The sequence below is a fragment of the Planococcus plakortidis genome (assembly GCF_001687605.2).
Taxonomy (GTDB): domain Bacteria; phylum Bacillota; class Bacilli; order Bacillales_A; family Planococcaceae; genus Planococcus; species Planococcus plakortidis.
In genome coordinates, this window is sequence record NZ_CP016539.2 from 2,523,033 (window position 1) to 2,545,480 (window position 22,448).

Annotated in this window: 23 protein-coding genes; 3 read left to right on the forward strand and 20 right to left on the reverse strand. The window is 50.1% G+C overall.

Going from position 1 to position 22,448, the window contains the following annotated elements:
- Nucleotides 1–159: 159 nt before the first annotated feature.
- On the forward strand, nt 160–1,692 hold the full coding sequence (locus BBI15_RS12660) for a hypothetical protein (protein WP_068872594.1): 1,533 nt from the start codon (nt 160–162) through the stop codon (nt 1,690–1,692).
- The gene (locus tag BBI15_RS12665; RefSeq protein WP_068870021.1) at nt 1,689–4,412 is read left to right on the forward strand and encodes a DEAD/DEAH box helicase; all 2,724 of its coding nucleotides are present in this window, start codon (nt 1,689–1,691) and stop codon (nt 4,410–4,412) included. Before BBI15_RS12660 ends, BBI15_RS12665 begins: the two co-directional genes overlap by 4 nt.
- 53 nt (nt 4,413–4,465) lie before the next feature.
- On the opposite strand, the gene BBI15_RS16575 is transcribed toward BBI15_RS12665, so the two are convergent.
- Together BBI15_RS16575 and BBI15_RS12670 are read right to left on the reverse strand one after the other, a co-directional pair.
- Nucleotides 4,466–4,609 (reverse strand): hypothetical protein, encoded by a 144-nt coding sequence (locus BBI15_RS16575; RefSeq protein ID WP_167358041.1) that lies wholly within the window; start codon nt 4,607–4,609, stop codon nt 4,466–4,468.
- 20 nt (nt 4,610–4,629) lie between these two features.
- Nucleotides 4,630–5,040 (reverse strand): single-stranded DNA-binding protein, encoded by a 411-nt coding sequence (locus tag BBI15_RS12670; protein ID WP_068870023.1) that lies wholly within the window; start codon nt 5,038–5,040, stop codon nt 4,630–4,632.
- A 331-nt stretch (nt 5,041–5,371) separates the two neighbouring features.
- Here BBI15_RS12670 and BBI15_RS12675 point away from each other — a divergent pair, with 331 nt between their 5' ends.
- Nucleotides 5,372–5,812, forward strand: a complete 441-nt coding sequence (locus BBI15_RS12675; protein ID WP_068870024.1) for a YwpF family protein — start codon at nt 5,372–5,374, stop codon at nt 5,810–5,812.
- 51 nt (nt 5,813–5,863) lie between these two features.
- Here the strand turns inward: BBI15_RS12675 and fabZ are convergent, their stop codons facing one another.
- The 18 genes from fabZ to BBI15_RS12770 all read right to left on the reverse strand — a co-directional run bounded on the left by fabZ (nt 5,864) and on the right by BBI15_RS12770 (nt 22,404).
- A complete protein-coding gene (gene fabZ, locus BBI15_RS12680; RefSeq protein ID WP_068870026.1) occupies nt 5,864–6,301 on the reverse strand; it encodes a 3-hydroxyacyl-ACP dehydratase FabZ in 438 nt (145 codons plus the stop codon).
- Between the two features lie 60 nt (nt 6,302–6,361).
- On the reverse strand, nt 6,362–6,625 hold the full coding sequence (locus tag BBI15_RS12685; protein WP_068870028.1) for a DNA-directed RNA polymerase subunit beta: 264 nt from the start codon (nt 6,623–6,625) through the stop codon (nt 6,362–6,364).
- Nucleotides 6,626–6,728: 103 nt separating this feature from the next.
- Complete coding sequence (gene mreB / locus BBI15_RS12690) at nt 6,729–7,724, reverse strand: rod shape-determining protein MreB (protein WP_068870030.1); 996 nt, start codon at nt 7,722–7,724, stop codon at nt 6,729–6,731.
- Nucleotides 7,725–8,268: 544 nt separating this feature from the next.
- Nucleotides 8,269–9,567, reverse strand: coding sequence for a UDP-N-acetylglucosamine 1-carboxyvinyltransferase (gene murA, locus BBI15_RS12695; RefSeq protein WP_068870032.1), 1,299 nt, complete (start codon nt 9,565–9,567; stop codon nt 8,269–8,271).
- A gap of 374 nt (nt 9,568–9,941) precedes the next feature.
- Entirely contained in the window at nt 9,942–10,175 is a 234-nt protein-coding gene (locus BBI15_RS12700; RefSeq protein WP_068870033.1) for a DUF1146 family protein, read from the reverse strand.
- 168 nt (nt 10,176–10,343) lie between these two features.
- The gene (locus BBI15_RS12705; RefSeq protein WP_058382971.1) at nt 10,344–10,748 is read right to left on the reverse strand and encodes a F0F1 ATP synthase subunit epsilon; all 405 of its coding nucleotides are present in this window, start codon (nt 10,746–10,748) and stop codon (nt 10,344–10,346) included.
- Between the two features lie 24 nt (nt 10,749–10,772).
- A complete protein-coding gene (gene atpD, locus BBI15_RS12710; RefSeq protein ID WP_068870035.1) occupies nt 10,773–12,188 on the reverse strand; it encodes a F0F1 ATP synthase subunit beta in 1,416 nt (471 codons plus the stop codon).
- A gap of 74 nt (nt 12,189–12,262) precedes the next feature.
- The gene (gene atpG / locus BBI15_RS12715) at nt 12,263–13,120 is read right to left on the reverse strand and encodes an ATP synthase F1 subunit gamma (RefSeq protein ID WP_068870037.1); all 858 of its coding nucleotides are present in this window, start codon (nt 13,118–13,120) and stop codon (nt 12,263–12,265) included.
- Nucleotides 13,121–13,168: 48 nt separating this feature from the next.
- Nucleotides 13,169–14,677 carry a F0F1 ATP synthase subunit alpha gene (gene atpA, locus BBI15_RS12720; RefSeq protein ID WP_068870039.1) on the reverse strand — a complete coding sequence of 503 codons (1,509 nt, stop codon included), beginning with the start codon at nt 14,675–14,677 and terminating at the stop codon, nt 13,169–13,171.
- Nucleotides 14,678–14,705: 28 nt separating this feature from the next.
- Entirely contained in the window at nt 14,706–15,236 is a 531-nt protein-coding gene (locus tag BBI15_RS12725; protein WP_068870041.1) for a F0F1 ATP synthase subunit delta, read from the reverse strand.
- The gene (atpF, locus tag BBI15_RS12730) at nt 15,233–15,754 is read right to left on the reverse strand and encodes a F0F1 ATP synthase subunit B (protein WP_068870042.1); all 522 of its coding nucleotides are present in this window, start codon (nt 15,752–15,754) and stop codon (nt 15,233–15,235) included. Before atpF ends, BBI15_RS12725 begins: the two co-directional genes overlap by 4 nt.
- A gap of 314 nt (nt 15,755–16,068) precedes the next feature.
- The gene (atpE, locus tag BBI15_RS12735; RefSeq protein WP_008433003.1) at nt 16,069–16,281 is read right to left on the reverse strand and encodes a F0F1 ATP synthase subunit C; all 213 of its coding nucleotides are present in this window, start codon (nt 16,279–16,281) and stop codon (nt 16,069–16,071) included.
- Between the two features lie 57 nt (nt 16,282–16,338).
- The gene (atpB, locus tag BBI15_RS12740; RefSeq protein WP_068870044.1) at nt 16,339–17,049 is read right to left on the reverse strand and encodes a F0F1 ATP synthase subunit A; all 711 of its coding nucleotides are present in this window, start codon (nt 17,047–17,049) and stop codon (nt 16,339–16,341) included.
- Nucleotides 17,050–17,077: 28 nt separating this feature from the next.
- On the reverse strand, nt 17,078–17,449 hold the full coding sequence (locus BBI15_RS12745; RefSeq protein ID WP_068870045.1) for an ATP synthase subunit I: 372 nt from the start codon (nt 17,447–17,449) through the stop codon (nt 17,078–17,080).
- Between the two features lie 3 nt (nt 17,450–17,452).
- Nucleotides 17,453–17,674: an AtpZ/AtpI family protein gene (locus BBI15_RS12750; RefSeq protein WP_068870047.1), complete on the reverse strand. Its 222-nt coding sequence runs from the start codon at nt 17,672–17,674 to the stop codon at nt 17,453–17,455.
- A 653-nt stretch (nt 17,675–18,327) separates the two neighbouring features.
- A complete protein-coding gene (wecB, locus tag BBI15_RS12760) occupies nt 18,328–19,446 on the reverse strand; it encodes a non-hydrolyzing UDP-N-acetylglucosamine 2-epimerase (protein WP_068870051.1) in 1,119 nt (372 codons plus the stop codon).
- A gap of 19 nt (nt 19,447–19,465) precedes the next feature.
- Nucleotides 19,466–20,095: a uracil phosphoribosyltransferase gene (upp, locus tag BBI15_RS12765; RefSeq protein ID WP_058382961.1), complete on the reverse strand. Its 630-nt coding sequence runs from the start codon at nt 20,093–20,095 to the stop codon at nt 19,466–19,468.
- 134 nt (nt 20,096–20,229) lie between these two features.
- A complete protein-coding gene (locus BBI15_RS12770; protein ID WP_068870052.1) occupies nt 20,230–22,404 on the reverse strand; it encodes a bifunctional diguanylate cyclase/phosphodiesterase in 2,175 nt (724 codons plus the stop codon).
- Between the last annotated feature and the right edge of the window lie 44 nt (nt 22,405–22,448).

Here is a 22,448-nt window from a genome sequence, read left to right on the forward strand (position 1 = left end):
GAATATTCTGCTTACATGAATCATACCATAAATTGGTCAAAACGGATAGAAATAAGTACGGGTCAGCCGAGGCATTTGCGCTTCTTTTTCCTTCTTCGTTTACTGTATTGCCACAAATGCGTATAATAGAAGGAAATGTTTTTATTTGGGGCGATGCAAATGGCTACGGTTTTATCCTTAGCGAAACAATACGAAGACACGATCCACAATTATATGGCTGCTATCGACAAGTCGCTTCACCCTGCACGTGCGCTGGATGAGGAAATGGTTCGAAAAGCAGTCTTTTTAGTGCGCCATGACGGTGTGCAAATCCATTCATTCAATGAAGAACGGCTGCTGCTCGAAGCGAGCGTGAAAGATGCCCATTCCGTGAAAGTGGTGCTCAATTTCGGGAAACTCACCGCCGTGTGCGCTTGCCCGCAGGAAACAAACTGCCGCCACCGCTTGGCGGTCATTTTTTCGCTCTACCAGAAAATCGGCTCACTCTCCGAATGGGTCGCAAAATGGCGTGATAAGGAGAACGAGAAATTGGCGACCTTGAAGAACAAACGCTCACCCGATCAATGGGAAGCGCTGATCCGCAGCACGTGGCGCGAACCGATCAACGATTACGTCACGCGCAATTATTTCTATTTTGAGCAATTATACGAAGGCCGCTTGAAAAACGCCTTGTCCTTCATGCCGATCGAGCGTGAATGGAAAACTTTATATAAGACCTATGCCCATTTGATTTCATTGACAGAAGTATGGGAGACATTCAGTGCCGGCACGAAAGAAGTTCACCATTCCTTCTTCAAGACCTGGTTTTCGGATGAGTTGCATGCTCTGCGTGATATGCTTGGCCAATTGCGCGGCTTGCACCGCACGTTCGAATCGGATGCTTTTTTCACACATTTACGTGAACTGGTCCGCGAATTTGCGGAAACGGATGATGATTCATTTTCGGAACGCTTCGACATCTACCAGCTATTCTGGACTGAATTGTTCATCAGCAAGCGCGAACGGATGAGCGGGCTCGAGGAATTCCGCCGCCCGGACGAACGGGTCAAGGCCTTTTTCGCCTTGCTGCTCGGCAACGAGGTTTCGCTCGGCACCATTACGCCGGGGGCTGCAGCTGACTGGGTCAAACTTGCCGTACTCGCCGAAGAAGAGGGGCATCAGCAAGGGCTCACAGCCATCTTGATGGCCATCAAGCCGCATGTCCGCACATTCCTGTTTGACGGATTGTTTACGCAATACCGCCATCATTATGTGCGGGTATTGAGCCGCCTGTATTCATTGATCGATTTGACCGAAGACGATTGGGAAGATTTGTTTACGCAGTTCGGCCATTACGGCTTGCCTGCCTATTCCGCCTACCTCGTCGAAAAAGGCATGTACAAGCAATGGGCAGAACTTCACCAGTTGCATAATTCCCCACTGTATTTTGCAGAGGAATGCGGGTTGAAGGAAGTTCATAACGCCGCTCCGGACTATGCGTTGCCGCTATATCACCGCTATGCGCTGCAGCATCTCGAAGAACGCAGCCGGACGAGCTATAAACAGGCGGTACGCGTCTGGAAGAAGATGAAATCCGCCTGCAAGAAAAGCGGGCAGATGCCGTTTTGGAACGATTATATGAAAGAGATCCAACATCGCTATAAACGCCTGCGCGCACTCCAGGAAGAGATCGAGAAAGGAAAGCTGTTATGAATCAATTCCAAACCGAAGGAAGCCGTACGTATTATCTAAAAATCGACCAGTCGGACATGTTCCGGCTCCAGGCTTATAACGACAGCGGCAATCGGATCCCGCCGGAAATCTGGTCCCCCTTCCTGTTTTTCGCCGATAAGGACAGCTTTTTCGGCATGAACGCCCAAACGGACGGGCTGGACTTGTTATTGACCCCGGCCGATTTTGTCCGATTGTTCCAGCAACCCCCGCATCATTATGTCCAGTTTTCAGGTCGCCGACTGCAAGATGAGACTTGGCTGAAACTCGCCCGCCGCGTTGCCGATTCCCTGAACGATTCTGCCTTGTGGCAGCACGTCCATGTCGAAGATGGCGTCATTTCCATCGATGCGGCATATGGCGATGCGGAAATCCGCTCATTCTTGACCGATACCATCCAGCATCAGCTGCGCCAAAAAGGGCTCACTTCCGCCCACTTGCCGTACCTGTTGCATTTCGTCGAACATGCCGGCTGGGATGGTCTGGAACCTGCAGACGAATATGTGCTCGCGATGCAATTGACCGAGCCGGATGATAGCGGCCTTTGGACTTTCCGGACAGCGCTGCGCACCAGACGCGGCAGTGCTTATTGGACGCCTTCGAAACGCCGTGAAAATGAAGTGATCGAGAAAGTATTGCCTGAAAAATGGCGTGCCCATGCGCATGATATCAAGGAACGGCAAAGCCTTGTGCTCAGCCTATGCCCTTCTGTTGACCGTTATGAGGCTAACCAGATGTATATCACCCGGTGGACCGACGCGGAAGTGTTGACCTTCCTCCGCAACGATGCCGATTTATTGCAGGCATTCGGCATTGAAGTGTCGATTCCTTCCTGGCTGCAAGCTGTCCAGGAATCGAAAGTGCGCGTCAAAGCGAACGTCACCTCGCCCGCGAAAAAAGCATCCGTCGTGGGCTTGGACCAGATCATCAGCTTCGACTGGAAATTCTCGCTCAATGGCGTTGAGTTGAGCATGCAGGATTTCGAACAGCTCGTGACGGAAAATCGCGAATTCATCCGTGTCGGCAACGAATGGGTGCGCGTCGACTCGAACCTGTTGATGCAGCTTCGCCAGATGATCGAGGAAGCGGAAGACGCCGATTGGACGCTGAAAGATATGCTATTCCATAATGTGCCGGATGTCATGCTCGAAGAACCGGGCGAAGAAGACGATCCGCTTGTTGAATTCCGCTTGAACCAATCCTTGAAAATCCTGCTCGATAAATTGCTCGATAAGCGTGATTTGCCGGAGACGCCATTGCCTAAGAACTTGATGACCGAACTGCGCCCTTACCAGAAGACCGGTTTCGATTATTTGGCATTCATGCGCGGAGAAGGGTTTGGCTTATGCTTAGCGGATGATATGGGGCTCGGCAAGACCGTTCAGCTGATCGCGTACTTGCTCCATGTCCACAATGAAAAAACGGAACAGCCATCGCTCATCATTTGCCCGACTTCCGTGCTCGGCAATTGGCAAAAGGAATTGGAACGTTTTGCGCCTGACTTAAAGGTCGTGACGCATTACGGCAGCAGCCGACCGAAAGGCCAGGCATTCCTCGACTCGCTGTCAGCCCAGCAGCCGGATGTGGTGCTGTCGACTTACGGCATCGCTTCTTCCGACAGTGCGGAAATCCAATCCCTTACGTGGGCGAGTATCACGCTTGATGAAGCACAGAACATCAAGAATATGTACACGAAACAATCGCGGACGATCCGCAAGTTCAAAGGGCAGCATCACATCGCCCTGACCGGGACGCCGATCGAGAACCGCCTGTCTGAACTGTGGTCGATCTTCGATTTCATCAATAAAGGCTACCTGTACCGCATCAAGCAGTTCCAGGAAGCCTTTATGGTGCCGATTGAACGGGATGATTCCGAGCAGGCCAAAGAAAAGCTGCGGCAGCGCATCCAGCCGTTCCTGCTCCGCCGGACGAAAAAGGATCCCGAACTTCAGCTCAATTTACCGGAAAAACTGGAGCAACTGGAGTATTGCCCACTCACGCCGGAGCAAGCCGCGCTGTATGAAGGGCTTGTCCAGGATACGGTTCAGAAGATGGGGACGCTCACCGGTTTCGAGAAAAAAGGCCTCGTCCTGAAAATGCTCAGCAAGCTGAAACAGCTGTGCAATCACCCGTCCCTTTATTTGAAAGAGCCGTATACGACTGCAGACGAGTTATTGCCCCGCTCCCAGAAACTTGAGCGTATCGTGACACTTGCGGGGGAGATCGCGGAACGCGGGGAACAATGCTTGATCTTTACGCAGTACATCGGAATGGGCCATCTGCTGCAACAGGCGCTGAATGAATTGTACGGCCATGAAGTGCCGTTCTTGACCGGCCATATGCCGAAACATCAACGCGATTCACTTGTCGCCGCCTTCCAGAATGGCGAATTCCCGATATTCATCCTATCTTTGAAAGCGGGTGGCACCGGGCTCAACTTGACGGCTGCTACACATGTATTGCACGCGGACCGCTGGTGGAACCCGGCAGTGGAAAACCAGGCGACCGACCGTGCTTACCGCATCGGCCAGACGCAATTCGTCCACGTCCATAAATTTGTGACCATCGGGACCATCGAAGAAAAGATCGATTCACTGCTTACGCAGAAGCAATCGATGTCAGATCAGTTTATCCAATCCAGCCAATGGATGACGGAACTGTCTGATGATGAACTGAAAGAATTGTTTACGTATAGCTTCTAAAAAATCCGGCCAGGACCCCACCTGGACGGATTTTTCCTTTTGGACAGCGATGATCAATTTTTCTCGCCTGTGGCGAAGACCCGTTTCAGTTCTGACAGCTCCCGCTCTGCTTCAATCATGCGCTGATGGAGCGAAGCCGTCAGTTTGATCAATTGCTCCATATGGACTTCCAATTGGAGCTGAAGTTCTTTCGGCATTGCACTTGCCTCCTTATGCATCAACTGTTCACCTGCTCAGTTTCGGGCGGCTGGAAATCGAACTCCGCATTCGGGTCCGTTTCCGTCCGCTTGGGGATGAGATCGTCTGAGGGCTTTCGTTTATCGAGGAAACGTACTTGGTCGCCGATTACTTCCGTTACGTAGATACGGGTGCCATCTTCCTTATCGTAATGGCGCGATTGGATCCTTCCCGTAATGGCGACCTGCGAGCCTTTCATGCAATACTTCGCGACGTTCTGGGCGGTCCGTCCCCAGGTGGAACAAAGGACGTAATCGCTTTCAATTTCACCACGCTGATTCCTGTAGTTACGGGAAATGGCCACGACGAAGGTAGTATGTACGCGCCCTTCCCCCAGCACCCGCATCGACGGGTCTTTCGTTAATCGCCCTACAATGCCTACTTGATTCATTCATTTCACCCCCTGCCGGATAGGCCGATTCAGCTGCTGGCCTGGCCGCCTTTTAGCTGCCCTTCCGGTAATGAAAGCATACTAAGACCGCCATTTCCTTGGCAATGTGGGAAATTGCGGATTTGGAAGTTTTTCGGGTATCATTTGCCGGATTCCGAAATGGGCAAAAAATTTTTTCGGCGCCTGCGCCGCATAAAATATAGCATCGCTTGAATTGCTGGCGTGTGCGCAAAATCCCCATTTAATTGCCATTCACTTTTTTACCCGGACATTCGCCGGCCATTTCCCCGCTATGCTATACTGAAACAAAGCTGTGTCTGGAGGGAATTGCATGAAAACCTTTAAAATGCTGTCACTCGCCGTTGTTGACGGGGATCAACTGGTAGATTACCCGCTCCATGATGGCCTGATCATCAACCAGGAAAATTCCCAGCGATCTTGGGTACTTGAAATGCTGGTGGAGCAAAAACATGAAGCAATCTTTCGTGAGATGAAACAAAATGGCAAAGTATACGATGTCAAAGTCGTCATTTCCTATCCCGGCAACGAACCGGCCACTTTCGAAGTGATCATCCACGCTGTCAAACCGATTGGCGGGCATGCCTCCGTGCTGATGAAAGGCACATTGAAACGGGCGCGCCGCAAATACGCCGAGACTTTATTGTCAGAGCTGCTCGAGGATGGGCTTGAAGGAGAGGAATTGCTTGAGCGCTTCGAAACGGATATGCGGGAACGCCCGGTATTGCGAAAAGACGAAACCAAATCCACATAAAAAATGCCTCCCGCAGCTGATCCGGCTGCAGGAGGCATTTTTGCTTTCCATTTATTTTTCCTGGACTGGCCCGAGCGCGAACAGGATATCGCATTCGCAAGCGATTACCCCATCCACTGTCGCGATGGCATGCCCTTTGCCCATGGAACCGCGCAAACGCGTCAATTCCACTTCCAGGCGCAATTGGTCACCTGGCGTGACTTGGCGCTTGAAGCGGCAGTTATCGATGCCTGTGAAGAAAGCGAGGCGGCCTTTGTTTTCCTCCATCTGAAGCACCGCAGCCGCACCGACCTGTGCCAGCGCCTCTACGATCAAGACACCCGGCATGACCGGGTATCCCGGAAAATGGCCGTTAAAAAAGTCTTCATTGGCGGTGACGTTTTTCAGCCCGACCGCTTTTTTCCCCGCTTCGATTTCTGTGATCCGGTCGACCATCAAAAATGGATAGCGGTGAGGCAAAATTGCCTGTACTTGTTCTGTCGTCAACATATAGTCCAATCCCTTCTTCACGTTCTGATTTGCTTGCTATCAACTGTTATCGCTGCGTGATTAAGTGACGCCGCGCATGATGTCAAGAATGTGCTGCCATGTTTCCCATTTCAGGGCATCTCCTGCATTGCCGTCTCCGATGACGCCGTATCCGACCATGGCGCCAAGCGCTGCCATGACGACGAGGATTGCGATTACCAGAAGAACCCGAAGCCAGATCGGAAACATGCGGATTTGCACCCAGCGCGTTTTCTTCTGCGGCTTCTCGGTTTGCGTATTCGGTTTATCTGGCTGGGTGGAGCCAGTTTTTCGTGATTGTGCCATTGCTATGTCAACCTTTCCTCTTTAAATGCCCACTGCCATTCAAGTTTCTTCACTATCTGCCATTATACTAAAAAGCTTGGGCTGTGGAACAAAAATTTGAATATTATCTCCTCATACGGAAAATATCCTGTTTGGCTTCGAGCATCTTCCCGGTTCCGAGAACGACGCATTCCTTCGGCTGGTCAGCGATGGCGATCGGTATGCCGAGACGCTCAGACAAAAGCCGGTCCAATCCGCCGAGCAAGGCTCCTCCGCCGGTCAACACGCCGCCACGGTCGATAATGTCCGATGCCAGTTCAGGAGGCGTTTGTTCGAGCACCACGCGTACGCCTTCTGCCACCAACTCGACAGATTCCTTCAAAGCTTCCGTGATCTCCTGCACTTTCAAGCTGATCGTCCGCGGATAGCCTGTCAGTATATCCCGCCCCCGGATGTCCATCGTGGCTTGTTGGCCGTCGCTGAGCGTCCCGAATTCGACTTTCAATCTCTCCGCTGTCCGTTCACCGATCAGCAATCTGTAGTTTTTCTTGATGTAATGGAGGATGTCCAGGTCAAAATGGTCGCCGGCCGTTTTCAAGGTGACGCTTTTGACGATCTCTCCCATCGACAGGACGGCAATATCGGAAGTTCCGCCACCGATATCGATGACGAGGCTCGCATCCGCCTGGTAGATATCAAGGCCTGCCCCGATCGCAGCCACTTTCGGCTCCACTTCGACGTAGACTTTCCTCGCCCCCGCTTTTTCCGCCACTTCCCGGATGGCCTTCTGTTCAATGCTCGTAATGTTCGCCGGGCAGCAGATGAGGATGCGCGGCTTCATCATGAAGCCTTTCAGTTTCAGTATTTGAATGAAATGCTTAAGCATCAGTTCCGTAATATCGAAATCATGGATGACGCCGTCTTTTAACGGACGGATCACCGCTATATGCTGGGGTGTGCGGCCCATCATCTTCTGGGCTTCCGTCCCGACGGCGATCAGCTCATTGGATTTTTTATCGACTGCCACAACGGACGGCTCGTTTAAAATGATGCCTTTGCCTTTAACATAAATCAGCACATTGGCTGTCCCGAGATCGATGCCTATATCTTTCGAAAACATTACGCCGTCCCCTTTCTTTATTGTTCGATGTTGAGTGGAGTTCAGTTTTTTAAACAACTCAATAATACAAATATTATATATCAGATGAACAGCCATGTATCAAAGAGTGGAAGGCGGCGAAGGGCAAAGATGTGCTCCCACATCGCTGCGCTACTGCGTCGCAAACGAATCGTGTCAGGCACGATTCGCTTCCTGCGGGAGCAGTGACGGAGCTTTGCGACGGAGCGACGCGAGCTGAAGACCCTGGACTGAGCGTGAGCGAGGGAAGCGGCTGAAGCCGTGCCCTGGCAGCTGGCGCGACGTCCTGTCGCGCCAGCTGCATGACCCACATCCTGTAGGCCCGAAAGCGTCCGTCTGGAGCGATTTTACCGTTCTTCACTCTTTCTAATGTTCTAATTCAATTCGTCTAGTTAAAATCTTATCATAATCCTGCAACGGCTGACAAAATTCTCCGAAAATACTTTCAGCCCTTCATTTACGGAAAAAGCCTACCGCTTGATTGTGCGGCAGGCTTTTGATCTTATGAAGTATGAGTCCTGATGAATTAAACCATTTGCTCTTCTTTTACTTCGCTTGTTTCGGTCGATACGCGTTCAATGTCGGCACCTAGAGCTTCAAGCTTCAGATGGAAATCAACATAGCCGCGATCCAGATGATAAAGTTCGTGTACACGCGTGACGCCTTCAGCAGCAAGCCCGGCGAGAATCAATGCAGCAGCTGCGCGGAGATCTGTCGCGGACACTTGGGCGCCTTGCAGTTTTGAAGGGCCTTCCATGATCACTGAACGTCCTTCAATCTTGACGGATGCATTCATGCGGCGGAATTCTTCAACGTGCATGAAGCGGTTTTCGAATACCGTTTCAGTCAAGATGCCGTTGCCTTGTGCAGTCAGCATCAATGACATCATTTGTGATTGCATATCTGTCGGGAACCCTGGGTGCGGCATCGTCTTGATGTCGATCGAACGGAGTGGGCGTGTCGCGCGGACGCGCAAGCCTTCATCCGTTTCCTGGATATCGACTCCCATTTCGCCCATTTTCGAGATCAAAGCAGCCATATGTTCCGGAACGGCGTTTTCAATGATGACATCGCCTTCTGTGATAGCAGCTGCTACCATGAATGTTCCAGCTTCCACACGGTCCGGAATGATCGAATGATGCGATCCGTAAAGTGTTTCCACACCTTCGATGCGCATGGTGTCTGTACCGGCACCTTTGACGTTTCCGCCCATTTCGTTGATATAATTCGCAAGGTCAACGATTTCCGGTTCCTTCGCTGCGTTTTCGATGATCGTTACCCCGTCTGCAAGCGCTGCGGCTGACATGATGTTCTCTGTCGCACCGACACTTGGGAAGTCGAGGTAGATCTTGGCACCGCGCAGGCGGCCGTCGGTTTTCGCTTCGACAAAACCGTTGCCGAATGTGATATTCGCTCCCATTGCTTCAAAGCCTTTCAGGTGCTGGTCGATCGGACGAGATCCGATGGCGCAGCCGCCTGGCAAAGCGACGCGGGCAAATCCGTTGCGCGCTAGCAGCGGGCCCATGACCAGAATCGATGCACGCATTTTGCGGACATATTCGAACTGTGCTTCGCTCGATAATTGTGAAGATGCATCGATGTGCATCTCATTTTTTTCCGGGAAATACTCGATATCGACATTCAAGCTCTTGAGCACTTCCTGGATGGTGTAGACGTCCGCAAGATTCGGCACTTCCGTGATGGTGCTCTTGCCTTCACCTGCGAGAAGCGCACCGGCCAATACCGGCAGCACCGCATTCTTTGCTCCTTCTACCCGTACTTTCCCTGATAATTTTTTTCCGCCTTTAACGATGATATGATCCAAAGCAAAGCCCTCCATGTGTTTAATAGTCCCTTATTTATACAGCTCTCAAGTATATTTTTCTCATTTAGTAATCTCTTAGTTTGATGGCAATTAAAAATGAAAACCTTATCTATAGTACCTTGTTTTTTGATAAGAAACAAGCATTACAGTGCATTCTTATCAAAAACTCAATATACTCCATGTTGTTCGCAGACATAGGTATTTTTATGTCCGTCGTGAAAAAAGAAATATTACAAAATGATTACAGTTAATTGTTTCCCCACTTCAATGGAAATAAACCCTTAGACGGTGAATATTTCCCGGGAAATAGTAAATCATTGCCGATTTGCCATAGGAACGGCATGCATCCGCATTACCATGGCAAATCGGCAATGCTAGAACAGGTACGACAATTGCCTGGACCACGCTGAGATATCCAAAAAGAAATTGGAGACAGCCGTCCCGATCACGATGCTCAAGAATATGTATAAAATCTGTGCCTGCAATACATGGTGTTTCGCGATCCATTTATCGAACATGACAGCCCGTAATGCGTAAAATGAAACGCCGGTAAAAAAGATATGGCTGATGATCGAAATCAATGCCTGCTGGCCAATGTATAATTCCACTCTGCACGCTCCTTCCGTCTCATATCCTATTTGTTGAAACCCCTGCTGTTAGTATAGCTGAAAATATTTAATATGGTGGGAAACTTCATGATTTTTTCGTGAAATTTTATCCATTCCACAATGAAAAAGGACGGACCGAAGCAATTCGCTTCTGTCCGTCCCATTTGATTAAATGTTACCCTCATAAACGTTGATACGATTCATCGCACGTTTTAACGCCAATTCCGCGCGTTTGTAGTCGATCTCATCTTTTCTTGCCTGAAGAAGTGCTTCGGCGCGTTTTGCAGATTCCTGCGCGCGTGCCAAGTCGATCTCAGTCGCAGTTTCTGCGGATTGAGCAAGAATCGTCACTTTTTCAGGGCGGATTTCAAGGAATCCACCGCTTACAGCGACCAATTCCGTCGAGTTTTCTTTCTTTAACCGGACTGCGCCGATTCCAAGAGGTGCGACTGTCGGGATGTGACCAGGCAAAACGCCCATCTCACCGGTTGCTGTAACTGCAATCACCATAGAAACTTCTGAATCGTATACTGGGCCGTCGGGAGTGACAATATTGACTGTAATGGTCTTCATTTTTTTCCCTCCTGGTCCCTGATTTTAGACTTGTACGCCCATGCCTTTGGCTTTTTCGATAACTTCTTCGATGCGGCCGACTAGGCGGAAAGCATCTTCCGGAAGATGATCGTATTTGCCTGCAAGGATTTCCTGGAAGCCTTTGATCGTTTCCTGAACTGGAACGTAAGAACCTTTTTGGCCTGTGAACTGTTCAGCAACGTGGAAGTTTTGAGACAGGAAGTTTTGGACGCGGCGTGCACGGTTAACCGTCAGCTTGTCCTCATCGCTCAATTCGTCCATACCAAGGATCGCAATGATATCCTGGAGCTCTCTGTAGCGCTGCAAAGTTTCTTGAACCTGGCGGGAAACACCGTAGTGTTCAGTGCCGACGATTTCAGGAGACAATGCGCGTGAAGTAGAAGCAAGTGGATCCACCGCTGGGTAGATACCCATCTCAGAAAGTTTACGCTCAAGGTTTGTTGTTGCATCAAGGTGGGCAAACGTTGTTGCCGGAGCCGGATCCGTGTAGTCATCGGCTGGGACATAGATTGCCTGGATCGATGTTACAGAACCAGCGCTTGTTGTCGTGATACGCTCTTGCAATTGACCCATTTCGGTCGCAAGTGTCGGCTGGTAACCAACCGCTGAAGGCATACGGCCAAGAAGGGCGGATACTTCAGAACCTGCTTGCGTGAAGCGGAAAATGTTATCGATGAACAAAAGAACGTCTGCCCCTTGCTCATCGCGGAAGTATTCAGCCATTGTCAAACCTGTCAAAGCAACACGCATACGTGCGCCAGGCGGCTCGTTCATCTGGCCGAAGACCATTGATGTTTTCTTGATAACGCCGGAATCGCTCATCTCGTGGAACAAGTCGTTTCCTTCGCGTGTACGCTCACCAACACCGGCGAATACGGAAAGACCGCCGTGTTCTTGTGCGATGTTGTTGATCAATTCCTGGATCAATACGGTTTTACCTACACCGGCACCACCGAAGAGGCCGATTTTACCGCCTTTGATGTAAGGGGCAAGCAAGTCAACAACTTTGATACCAGTTTCAAGAATTTCAACTTCTGTGGAAAGGTGCTCAAACGTAGGAGCTGAACGGTGAATCGGGTCACGGCGTTCTGAAGCCGGGATTTCCTCACCCAAGTCGATTACTTCACCAAGTACGTTAAATACTCGGCCAAGTGTAGCGTCTCCGACAGGAACAGAAATTGCTCTGCCCAAATCGGTTACTGCTGAACCGCGTTGCAATCCGTCAGTGGATTCCATCGCGATGGTACGAACTGTGTCGTCGCCAAGGTGCAAAGCTACTTCAAGAGTCAAAGTAGTTTGAGCTTGATTGGGACGATCAATATTAACGGTTAGGGCGTTGTAGATTGCTGGAAGCTGTCCGTTGGAAAACTTAACGTCTACAACCGGGCCCATAACCTGAAGAACGTGTCCTGTGTTCATGCTGTTCCCTCCTGTCTTACTTTTATTAAACCTATTTTAAGCTCGAGCGGCTTTATCGGCCGCTTCCGCTTTTCTTACTCTAATGCTGCAGCTCCGCCGACGATCTCCGTGATTTCCTGAGTGATCGCAGCTTGGCGTGCACGGTTGTAGACAAGCGTCAGATCGTCGATCAATTCTGATGCGTTGTCGGTTGCGCTCTTCATTGCTGTCATGGAAGCAGCATGCTCACTTGCTTTGCCGTCCAGCAAGGCTCCAAAGATCAAGCTTTCCGCGTATTGTGGAAGAAGAACTTCCAGAATCGCTTCCGCTGATGGGTCGAACTCGTAAGAAGCAGTCGATCCTGTTGGCTGAATGTCAGTCAACGGCAGCACTTTCTTTTCGGTAACCTCCTGGGAGATGGCAGAAACATAATGGTTATAGTACATATACACTTCGTCATACGTACCATCTGCGAACATACCAACAGCTTTGCGCGTTATTTCCTTGATATCCGCAAACGATGGGTGGTCCGGAAGCCCGATCGAGCTTTCGATGATGTTGTAGCCTTTCTTCGCAAAGAAGTCACGGCCTTTCCGCCCGACGCTGAGGATAACAAATTCGTCGCTTGACGTGTGGCGCTCGTTGATTTTAGCCATGACAGTACGCAAAATGTTACTGTTATAGCCGCCAACAAGCCCACGGTCAGAGGTAATAACCAAATATGCCGTTTTCTTAACAGGGCGTGCCATCATCATAGGATTCGACACGTCGCTGGAACCGGCTGCGATCGAAGCAACCACATCCTGGATCTTTTCCATATATGGAACGAAAGCTTTCGCGCTCATTTCTGCTTTGTTCAATTTAGAAGCGGAAACCATCTGCATCGCTTTCGTGATTTGGCTTGTTTTCTTGGTTGACGTAATTCGTGTTTTTATATCGCGTAAAGATGCCACTGGTATTTCACCACCTTGTTATTTTTTCTTCCGATCCTTCCAGGGAGCTTATTCTGATTTAGCGAATGTGTGCTTGAATTCGTTGATTGCAGCAGCGAACTCATCGTCAGATGGCAATCCCTGAGTTGTACGGATGGTATCCAAAACGTTCGTGTGGTTTGTATCCAACCAGCTAGTCAACTCAGCTTCGAAACGAGTGATATCTTGTACAGGGATATCGTCGAGGAATCCACGAGTCAATGCGTAGAAGATAACAACTTGTTTTTCAACTTTAATCGGGCTGTTCAAATCCTGCTTGAGAACTTCAACTGTCCGTTTACCGCGCTCAAGTTTTGCAGCTGTCGCTGGGTCAAGGTCTGAACCGAACTGGGAGAATGACTCCAATTCACGGTAAGCTGCCAAGTCAAGACGCAATGTACCGGCTACTTTCTTCATCGCTTTGATCTGTGCTGAACCACCTACACGGGATACAGAAAGACCAGCGTTGATCGCTGGGCGAACACCGGCGAAGAAGAGATCCGATTGAAGGAAGATCTGACCATCCGTAATCGAGATTACGTTTGTCGGGATATAAGAAGAAATATCGCCTGCTTGCGTTTCAACGAACGGCAAGGCAGTGATCGATCCCGCACCAAGTGTTTCGTTCAATTTCGCTGCACGCTCAAGAAGGCGTGAGTGAAGGTAGAAAACGTCACCTGGGTAAGCTTCACGGCCCGGAGGACGACGAAGCAAGAGTGAAAGTTCACGGTAAGCGGATGCTTGTTTTGTCAAATCATCATAGACGATCAAAACGTGCTTGCCGTCGAACATGAAATCTTCAGCCATTGAAATACCGGCATAAGGAGCCAAGTATAGAAGTGGGGCTGGTTGTGAAGCAGACGCCGTGACAACGATTGTGTAATCGAGCGCGCCGTTTTTGCGGAACGTCTCAACAACGTTACGGACAGTCGACTCTTTTTGGCCGATTGCTACGTAAATGCAGATCATGTCTTGGTCAGCTTGGTTCAAGATCGTATCGATCGCGACAGACGTTTTACCAGTCTGGCGGTCACCGATGATCAATTCGCGCTGCCCGCGGCCGATCGGCACAAGAGCATCGATTGCTTTAATCCCAGTTTGAAGCGGTTCGTGCACGGATTTACGTGCCATAACGCCTTGTGCTGGGCTTTCGATTGGACGGGATTTAGTCGTGTTGATCGGTCCAAGACCATCAACCGGCTGTCCCAGTGGATTTACTACGCGTCCGATAAGTTCTTCCCCTACCGGTACTTCCATAATACGGCCAGTCCGACGTACTTCATCGCCTTCTTTGATGTCTGCGAATGGCCCAAGGATGATGATACCAACGTTGTTGGCTTCCAAGTTTTGTGCCATACCCATTACACCATTAGAGAATTCTACAAGTTCTCCAGCCATGATGTTGTCGAGGCCATGAGCGCGAGCGATACCGTCACCAATCGTGATGACTGTACCGACTTCGTCAACTTTCATCTCTGATTGATAGTTTTCAATCTGTTGCTTAATCAGATTGCTGATTTCTTCAGCTTTGATGCTCATGTATTTCACCCTCTCATAATTTCATAAATTAGCCGATCAATTGACGCTGCAGGCGGGCAAGTTTCGTGCTGACGCTGCTGTCATAGATGCGGTTCCCGATTTGAAGGCGCAATCCACCGATCAATGATGGGTCGATTACGTTTTCAATCCGTAAAGAATTCTTGCCGATGCTTTTCGCGAAAGCTGTGGAAAGGGATGCCGTTTCTTCTTCCGTCAATGGACGGGTGGAATAGACAGTTGCATCTTCAATTCCCTGCTCTTCGTTGGAAAGCTTGATATAGCTTTGGGTCATATCACTGACTTCGTTCATGCGTCTGCGTTCACCGAGCATCTGAAGTGTATTCACGACATAAGGGTTAGCCCCTTGGAAAACTTCGTTGATGAGGTTGGTACGCTTTTCAGCTGAAAGTTTCGGTGACACGATCAATTGGTATAGTTCAGGAGTCAGCTTGAATACTTTACGTACTTCACGGAGATCCTGTTCGATTTCCAAAGTCACATTATGTTCTTTGGCTACCTGGAATAATGCCGATGCGTAGCGCTCAGCGACTTGGCTCATTGCACTTCGCCTGCCTTCGCAATCGTTTCGTTAATCAACTGACGGTTGTCTTCCTCAGAGATTTCCTTGTCCAATACTTTCGTAGCTGCCAACAAGGACAGAGCTACAACTTCTTCGCGAACTGCTGCGATCGCTTTTTCGCGTTCGTTAGCAATTTCTGCCACTGCCGATTCTTTCATGCGGGCAGATTCAGCACGCGCTGTCGTAATGATTTCCTCACGAGAAACTTCGCCTTGCTTCTTGGCATTCTCAACGATTTCCTGCGCTTGGTTGCGGGCATCCTTCAAAAGGTTGCGCTGCTCCTCAAGCATTTGCTGTGATTCCTGACGGCTTTTTTCAGCAGTTTCGATCTCACTTGCGATCAGATCTTCACGCTGCTGCATAACGCCCATCAATGGACCCCACGCAAATTTCTTCAACAGGACCATTAGGAGCAAAAAGATGACCAATGTTGCGATGATGTCTCCAATATTCAAAAACTCCCCGGTTGCACCGAGTACGAGGTGATCAAAAAACACGATTGTTTCACTCCCTTCAAGAGCCTAAAATACTTTTTCTTCTATTATATATACTGCTTAAATCGTTAGATGTGCTGTCGAAATCCAAAATGCATCATACAAGCATAAATGGCGAAAAACATGCCGGAGCATTCTCGCCATTTAGCTTTTCAGTAATAAATTGCTTTGTCTAGTTCTTCCGCTTTTCGCGATGTCTAGACTCCAGTGCCTAGCTCTTCGGGACATAAGTCAACCCAGCTGTGCGGCAAAGAACGCCGCTTCGCTGGTTCGCCTTACGCCTGTCAGAGCTGAACAGGCACTTTCGCTTTTCGAAATTAACGGTTCATTACGATGAACGCGATAACTACGGCGATGATCGGCAATGCCTCGACCAAAGCTACACCGATGAACATTGTTGTTTGAAGAACGCCGCGTGCTTCTGGCTGGCGAGCGATACCTTCAACTGTTTTTGAAACGATAAGTCCGTTACCGATACCTGCACCTAGTGCTGCTAGTCCTACTGCAATTGCTGCTGCTAATAAACCCATTTTAAAATGTCCTCCTCAGGATAATTGTTTTTTGTTTTGCCCGAAGGCAGTTTATACTCAATGGTCTTCGCTGACTTTATGCGATAAATAAACCATCGTTAACATAACGAAAATGAACGCTTGGATAGCCCCGATAAAGATCGAGAACCCTTGCCATGCCATCATCGGCAAGATTGCGCCGACGAATCCGAAGATACTTGCTGAAGCAAGCCCTGCCAACAAAGTAAGCAAGATCTCACCAGCGTAGATGTTACCGTAAAGACGCAGACCGAGTGTCAGCGTATTTGCGAATTCCTCAATGATTTTAAGCGGGAACAAGAACGGCATCGGTTTCAGGAAATCTGAACTATAGCCTTTCAAGCCTTTCAGCTTAATACCATAATAATGGCTCAAGATGATGATTGTTGCAGCCAATGTCATTGTCACGACTGGATCCGCTGTTGGTGATTTCCACCACAGGTCTCCGTTGACGACAACAGCAAATGGGAGCCCAAGCATGTTCGAAACGAAGATGAACATGATCAGCGTAATTCCAAGGATATGGAATCGTCCGCCATCCCGCCAGTCCATGTTGCTTTTAATGATTCCTTTCACAAAGTCCATGACCCATTCCATGAAGTTCTGCATGCCTGTCGGCTTCAGCTTCAAGTTGCGGGTTGAGAAGAATGCGATAAGGAACACAATAAGAGCGGCTACAAGCAGCATCATAACGTTCGATAGGTTGAACCAGATTCCGAACACCTCGAGCATTGGAGCGCCATGATCCACGATAAATTCACCTCTCTTTCCACTTTCATTAATGGTGTTTCATGTGATAAACGATCCGCTCCACTAAAAGGAGACCATAAGGGATCATCAACCCGATTACCGCACTGACCAAATGTATATGTTCGGCGAACAAAATAGCGATCGCCACAACGGCTACACCTGATGCGAACCGTAATGCCGTTCCAAGAGAACGGACTTTCGAGCCTTCCGTTACCGCCCGGTCGAACTTCTCCATTCTCCGGACCAGGATCCACATATTATAAATGCCGAACAGAGATCCGACGATCAAGCCCGCAAACACTTCCGGATACGGAGTGACTCCCCACCCTAAAACGAACGCGGCGAGGATGAAATACATCAGCCTCTTCAATCTTTTATAGATCTCTTGAAGTCCATCCATTTTTCACATGTCTCCTGATTCGAATTTTCGGACGGTCTGAAGCATCGCCCAGATCCCGGCACTAAGTCCGGTGAGCAGGCAGATGATCAAAAAGAGCGGGGCGGTTCCGAAGCGCTCATCAAGCCACATCCCTGTAAAGACCCCGATTAGTACGGACCCGACAAGTTGCGAGAGAATGGCCGAATAAATCGCCATTGCTTGTAAGGGACTTTTTTTCGGGTGCATGATAAACCCCTCGAAATTCATAATGATTTGACATTCACGCCCATAAAAGAGCAGTCGCATCCGGCTTTCAATAGCACATCCATTATGTATGAAAACCCTCTCATGCAGACCCTTTGTAAGCATACAATAGGGGTAAAATCATGTCAATTACATGTAGTGAAAAACTTCACAAGCTAAAACCCGCCGACATACGATTGACAAATTTGTTACAAGAAAAGCGAGAGCGGCCGATCTGGCTCGACAGGCGCAAGGCAGATTCCCGAAGCGGCGCCCTTTGCCGCACAGGGAAGTTGACTTGCGACCCGAGAGCCAGGCCGCTCGAGCTAGACAATAAGAAAAGCGAGAGCGCCTGTCCAGCTCCGACAGGCATAAGACGGATCAGCAATGCGGCGCCCTTTGCCGCAATGCTGGAACGGCTTATGACCCGAGGAGCTAGGCGCTCGAGCTAGACACCAAGAAAAGCGGAGGCAGCCGTTTAGACCCGACAAGCACAAGACGATTTGCTGACGCGGCGCCTTTTGCCGCATAAGCAAAGTGGCTTGTGACCTCGAGGGTCTGGCTGCCGGAGCTAGACACCAAGAAAAGCGGAGGCAGCCGAATGGAAGCTAAGCTATGAACTCGACGTCCTTTGAGCTCTCCCCTCCCTTGCCTCCTTACAGCTCGCCGAAATACTTATGCAAAGCTTCCACGATCCGCTGGGATGCTTTCCCGTCGCCGTATGGGTTCGATGCTTGAGACATCGCTTCATAGGCAGCTTCATCCGTCAGCAATTCCTTGCCGAGGCGGTAAATCGTTTCTTCGTCCGTACCGGCAAGCTTCAAGGTTCCGGCATCGATGCCTTCCGGGCGCTCCGTCGTATCACGCAATACCAAGACAGGCTTTCCGAGAGACGGCGCTTCTTCCTGCACCCCGCCTGAATCGGTCAGGATGAAGTAAGACTGGGCGGCGAAGTTATGGAAATCCAATACTTCGAGCGGCTCGATCAAATGGATGCGCGGGTCGCGCCCGAGCACTTCATCCGCTACTTCACGGACGGCCGGATTCATATGGACCGGATAGACGACTTGGATGTCATCATGCTCTTCGGTCAGGCGCTTGATGGCACGGAACATATTGCGCATCGGTTCGCCGAGGTTTTCACGGCGGTGGGCGGTCAATAGGATCATGCGGTCGTTGCCGATTTTATCGAGCACCGGATGTTGGTAATTATCACGCACCGTGGTCTGCAAGGCATCGATCGCTGTATTGCCCGTAATATAGATGGTTTCTTCTTTTTTGTTTTCATCACGCAGGTTCTGCGCGGACTTTTCGGTCGGCGCAAAGTGGATGTCCGCCATGACGCCTGTCAATTGGCGGTTCATCTCTTCCGGGAAAGGAGAGTACTTATTGTGGGTCCGGAGCCCGGCTTCTACGTGCCCGATTGAGATTTGGTTATACAAAGCAGCCAAACTTGCCGCAAATGTCGTTGTCGTATCCCCATGGACCAGTACAATATCCGGTTTCGCTTCCTTCATCACATCATCTAAGCCCTGCATGGCCCGTACGGTGACGTCACTTAAGGTTTGGCGGTCCTTCATGATGTTCAAATCAAAGTCTGGCGTGATGCCGAATGTTTCGAGCACCTGGTCAAGCATTTGCCGATGCTGCGCTGTCACGGTCACAAGCGGTTCAATCGTCTCTGGATGCTTCTGCAATTCCAGAACGAGCGGCGCCATTTTAATCGCTTCCGGACGTGTACCGAAAATCGTCATCACTTTCCATTTTTTCGTCACTGCTGATCAACCCGCTTTCTTATTTTGTTCCGAACAAGCGATCTCCGGCATCGCCGAGGCCAGGTACGATATAACCTTTTTCGTTCAGCTTCTCATCAAGTGCCGCGATGTAGATATCGACATCCGGATGCGCTTTTTGCAAAGCTTCCACGCCTTCCGGAGCTGCGATGATGCACATGAACTTGATTTTTGTCGCGCCACGCTTTTTCAAGGAATTGACAGCCTCAATCGCAGAGCCGCCTGTTGCAAGCATTGGATCGACAACGATCAATTCGCGCTCGGAAACATCGGATGGCATTTTGAAATAATATTCCACTGGCTGCAAGGTTTCGGGGTCACGGTACAAGCCGATATGCCCGACCTTCGCTGCCGGAATCAATTTCAGGACGCCGTCAACCATTCCGATCCCTGCACGCAAAATCGGCACGATGCCTAATTTTTTCCCGGCCAGAACGTTCGACTTGGCGACTTGCACTGGTGTCTCCACGTCGATTTCCTGAAGCGGAAGCTCGCGCGTGATTTCAAACGCCATCAATGTCGAAATCTCGTCGACCAATTCACGGAACTCCTTTGTTCCAGTCGATTTGTCGCGGATGTACGTCAGTTTATGCTGAATCAACGGATGATCAAAAACGAATACTTTTCCCACAGTGTATCTCTCCTTTTTCATACATTTTCCTAAACAGTATAACAGAAAATGAACCGCTTTAGAGCTTCCCCCCTGCATTAGGATTATTCAGTCAACTTCCATACGCAAATAAAAAACCAGGGCAGAGGCCCTGGTTAGAGGAGATGCGCTTCATCGAGCGGCATCGGCCGGTGGAACAGAAAGCCTTGGGCGATGGTACAGCCCATCTCGAGCAATAGCGTCCGGTCGCCTTCAGTTTCGACGCCTTCCGCGACTGCCCGAAGCCCCAGATTGTCCGCCAACTGGATGATCGTCCGGATGACCGCGCGCGTTCCGTGTTCATCCATATTGGAGACGAAGGAGCGATCGATCTTGATTTCTTCCACAGGCAGCTTCTGCAAATAGCTGAGCGACGAATAGCCGGTGCCAAAATCATCGATGGATGTCGCGAAGCCATATTTTTTCAGCTGGTTGAATACCGTCCCGGCCGTATCGATGTCGACGACGCCGATACGCTCGGTGATCTCCAGCTGGATCCATTTGGGGTCCACGCCGAATTTTTTCGCCTCGTCCACCAGATGCGGGACAAAGGAATGGTGGAAAAAATGTTCAGCCGAAATATTGATTGCCACTTGGCGCAACTCAAGGCCTTGTTCCTGGCGTTTCTTCAGCCAGGCCAGGACTTGCTCGATGATATGCTGCTCAAGCTGGCGGATCTTCCCGTTCTTTTCCGCTGCCGGAATGAAAATAGCGGGCGAAATCTCCCCGAGTTCCGGCGACTTCCAGCGGGCCAGCGCTTCAAATCCAAGGATGTTCCGGCTTTCGAGCGACACTTTCGGCTGCAGGAAGACACTGATTTCACTGCGTTTGAGCGCCACCGTCAGAGCATTGGCCACGCGCAGGTCGCGCATCATCACTTCGTCTTGTTCATTCTCGAAATAACAGACAGCCTCGCCGATGCGCTCTTTCGCTTTCGATAAAGCGCTGTCGGCACAGCGCACCAGCTCCTCTGCATTCTGCTGTGCCGGGGTGACGATCGCCACCCCCACTTTGACCGTCAGAAACAAATCCATTTCGCCAATCGACACCGGTTCCCGTAAGCTGCTTAAGATATCCTCCAGGAATTCAGGCGCACGCGTCAACGGAATGGTGCTGTAGAGTGACAGGCGCGAATCGGAAAAACGCGCGACCAGCTTTTCCCCGGCGCCTCCTGCCAGTACCAGTCGGCGGCCGAGCTCCCGGCACAAATCGTTGCCTGCCTTATGGCCATATTGGTCGCTGATTTTAATGAATTCATCCGCTGAGATAAACGCGACAAAACCTTCCTTCCCCTCCTGAAGCAACTCTTCCAGTTCGGTACGGAAATAATGGCGGTTCGGCAAGCCTGATTCCTCATCAATATAAGCAAGGCGCAGGATCTCTTCCTGCTGGCGTGAAAACTTAACCGCCAACGAAACGATCGACGCAATTTCTTCCATGAAGACCAGGTCTTTTTCCGAAGGCTTGAATACCGAAGGGAAATAGATCCCGAACGTGCCGATAGTTTCTTCCTGGCCATTGGAAATGGGAACGGACCAAATCGCTTTGATGCCAAATTCATCGAGAAGCTCCTGCAGGCTGCCAAGAAGCGCATCTTTTGCCACATCTTCGACAATGACGGGCTCCTGGCGCAGATAGGCCGCTCCGCACGGGCTGGCATCAGCCGCTACTTCCAAGCCGCGCATCCCTTGAGAGAATTCGTCCGGCATCGATTTCGCTGCGCCCACCTGGAAACGCTTCGCCTCGTCCACCAAGAGGACCGTACAGCGTGAACCGTCGAGGAAAAACGATTCAGCCGTTTCGCAGATGTTCTGAAGGAGCATGCCAAGCATATGGCCTTTTTCAATGCCTTTGTACGTTTCCTTCTGCAGCTCAATCAAAGTTTCTGCCCGCCGGCGGTCGCTGATATCCCGTTGGAGCATTAAAGTGTAACGCAAAGATCGTTCGGGAAATGCCAAGGGCTGGACCGTGATCTCGTTCCAGAAAGGTGTCCCGTCTTTTCGGTAATTGACGATTTCAAAAATGCCTGGCTGCGACGAGGCTGTCGCTTCTCGGATCCGGATTCCTGTGTCGGCATCAGTTTTTACGCCATGGAGGAATTTACCGTTTCTTCCGATAACTTCCTCTTCACTGTAACCGGTCATTTCAAAAAACGCCTCATTGGCATAAGCAATCGGATGATCGGGAATTTCAGGGTTCACGACGACAAAACTCGTGTGGAATTCGATCCCGAGACGGCGCAGCCAATCTATGATCACTTTGCGGTCTTCCTGGATTTCATATTGATGCATACGCGTCCCTCCCATTTTTCTTCGTTATGTATGGTGAAAAAAAG

Coding starts and splice junctions, on each gene's coding strand:
- BBI15_RS12660 (WP_068872594.1), top strand. CDS start 160: ATGGCTACGGTTTTATCCTTAGCGAAACAATACGAAGACACGATCCAC.
- BBI15_RS12665 (WP_068870021.1), top strand. CDS start 1,689: ATGAATCAATTCCAAACCGAAGGAAGCCGTACGTATTATCTAAAAATC.
- BBI15_RS16575 (WP_167358041.1), bottom strand. CDS start 4,609: ATGCCGAAAGAACTTCAGCTCCAATTGGAAGTCCATATGGAGCAATTG.
- BBI15_RS12670 (WP_068870023.1), bottom strand. CDS start 5,040: ATGAATCAAGTAGGCATTGTAGGGCGATTAACGAAAGACCCGTCGATG.
- BBI15_RS12675 (WP_068870024.1), top strand. CDS start 5,372: ATGAAAACCTTTAAAATGCTGTCACTCGCCGTTGTTGACGGGGATCAA.
- fabZ (WP_068870026.1), bottom strand. CDS start 6,301: ATGTTGACGACAGAACAAGTACAGGCAATTTTGCCTCACCGCTATCCA.
- BBI15_RS12685 (WP_068870028.1), bottom strand. CDS start 6,625: ATGGCACAATCACGAAAAACTGGCTCCACCCAGCCAGATAAACCGAAT.
- mreB (WP_068870030.1), bottom strand. CDS start 7,724: ATGTTTTCGAAAGATATAGGCATCGATCTCGGGACAGCCAATGTGCTG.
- BBI15_RS12705 (WP_058382971.1), bottom strand. CDS start 10,748: ATGAAGACCATTACAGTCAATATTGTCACTCCCGACGGCCCAGTATAC.
- atpD (WP_068870035.1), bottom strand. CDS start 12,188: ATGAACACAGGACACGTTCTTCAGGTTATGGGCCCGGTTGTAGACGTT.
- atpA (WP_068870039.1), bottom strand. CDS start 14,677: ATGAGCATCAAAGCTGAAGAAATCAGCAATCTGATTAAGCAACAGATT.
- BBI15_RS12725 (WP_068870041.1), bottom strand. CDS start 15,236: ATGAGCCAAGTCGCTGAGCGCTACGCATCGGCATTATTCCAGGTAGCC.
- atpE (WP_008433003.1), bottom strand. CDS start 16,281: ATGGGTTTATTAGCAGCAGCAATTGCAGTAGGACTAGCAGCACTAGGT.
- BBI15_RS12745 (WP_068870045.1), bottom strand. CDS start 17,449: ATGGATGGACTTCAAGAGATCTATAAAAGATTGAAGAGGCTGATGTAT.
- BBI15_RS12750 (WP_068870047.1), bottom strand. CDS start 17,674: ATGCACCCGAAAAAAAGTCCCTTACAAGCAATGGCGATTTATTCGGCC.
- BBI15_RS12770 (WP_068870052.1), bottom strand. CDS start 22,404: ATGCATCAATATGAAATCCAGGAAGACCGCAAAGTGATCATAGATTGG.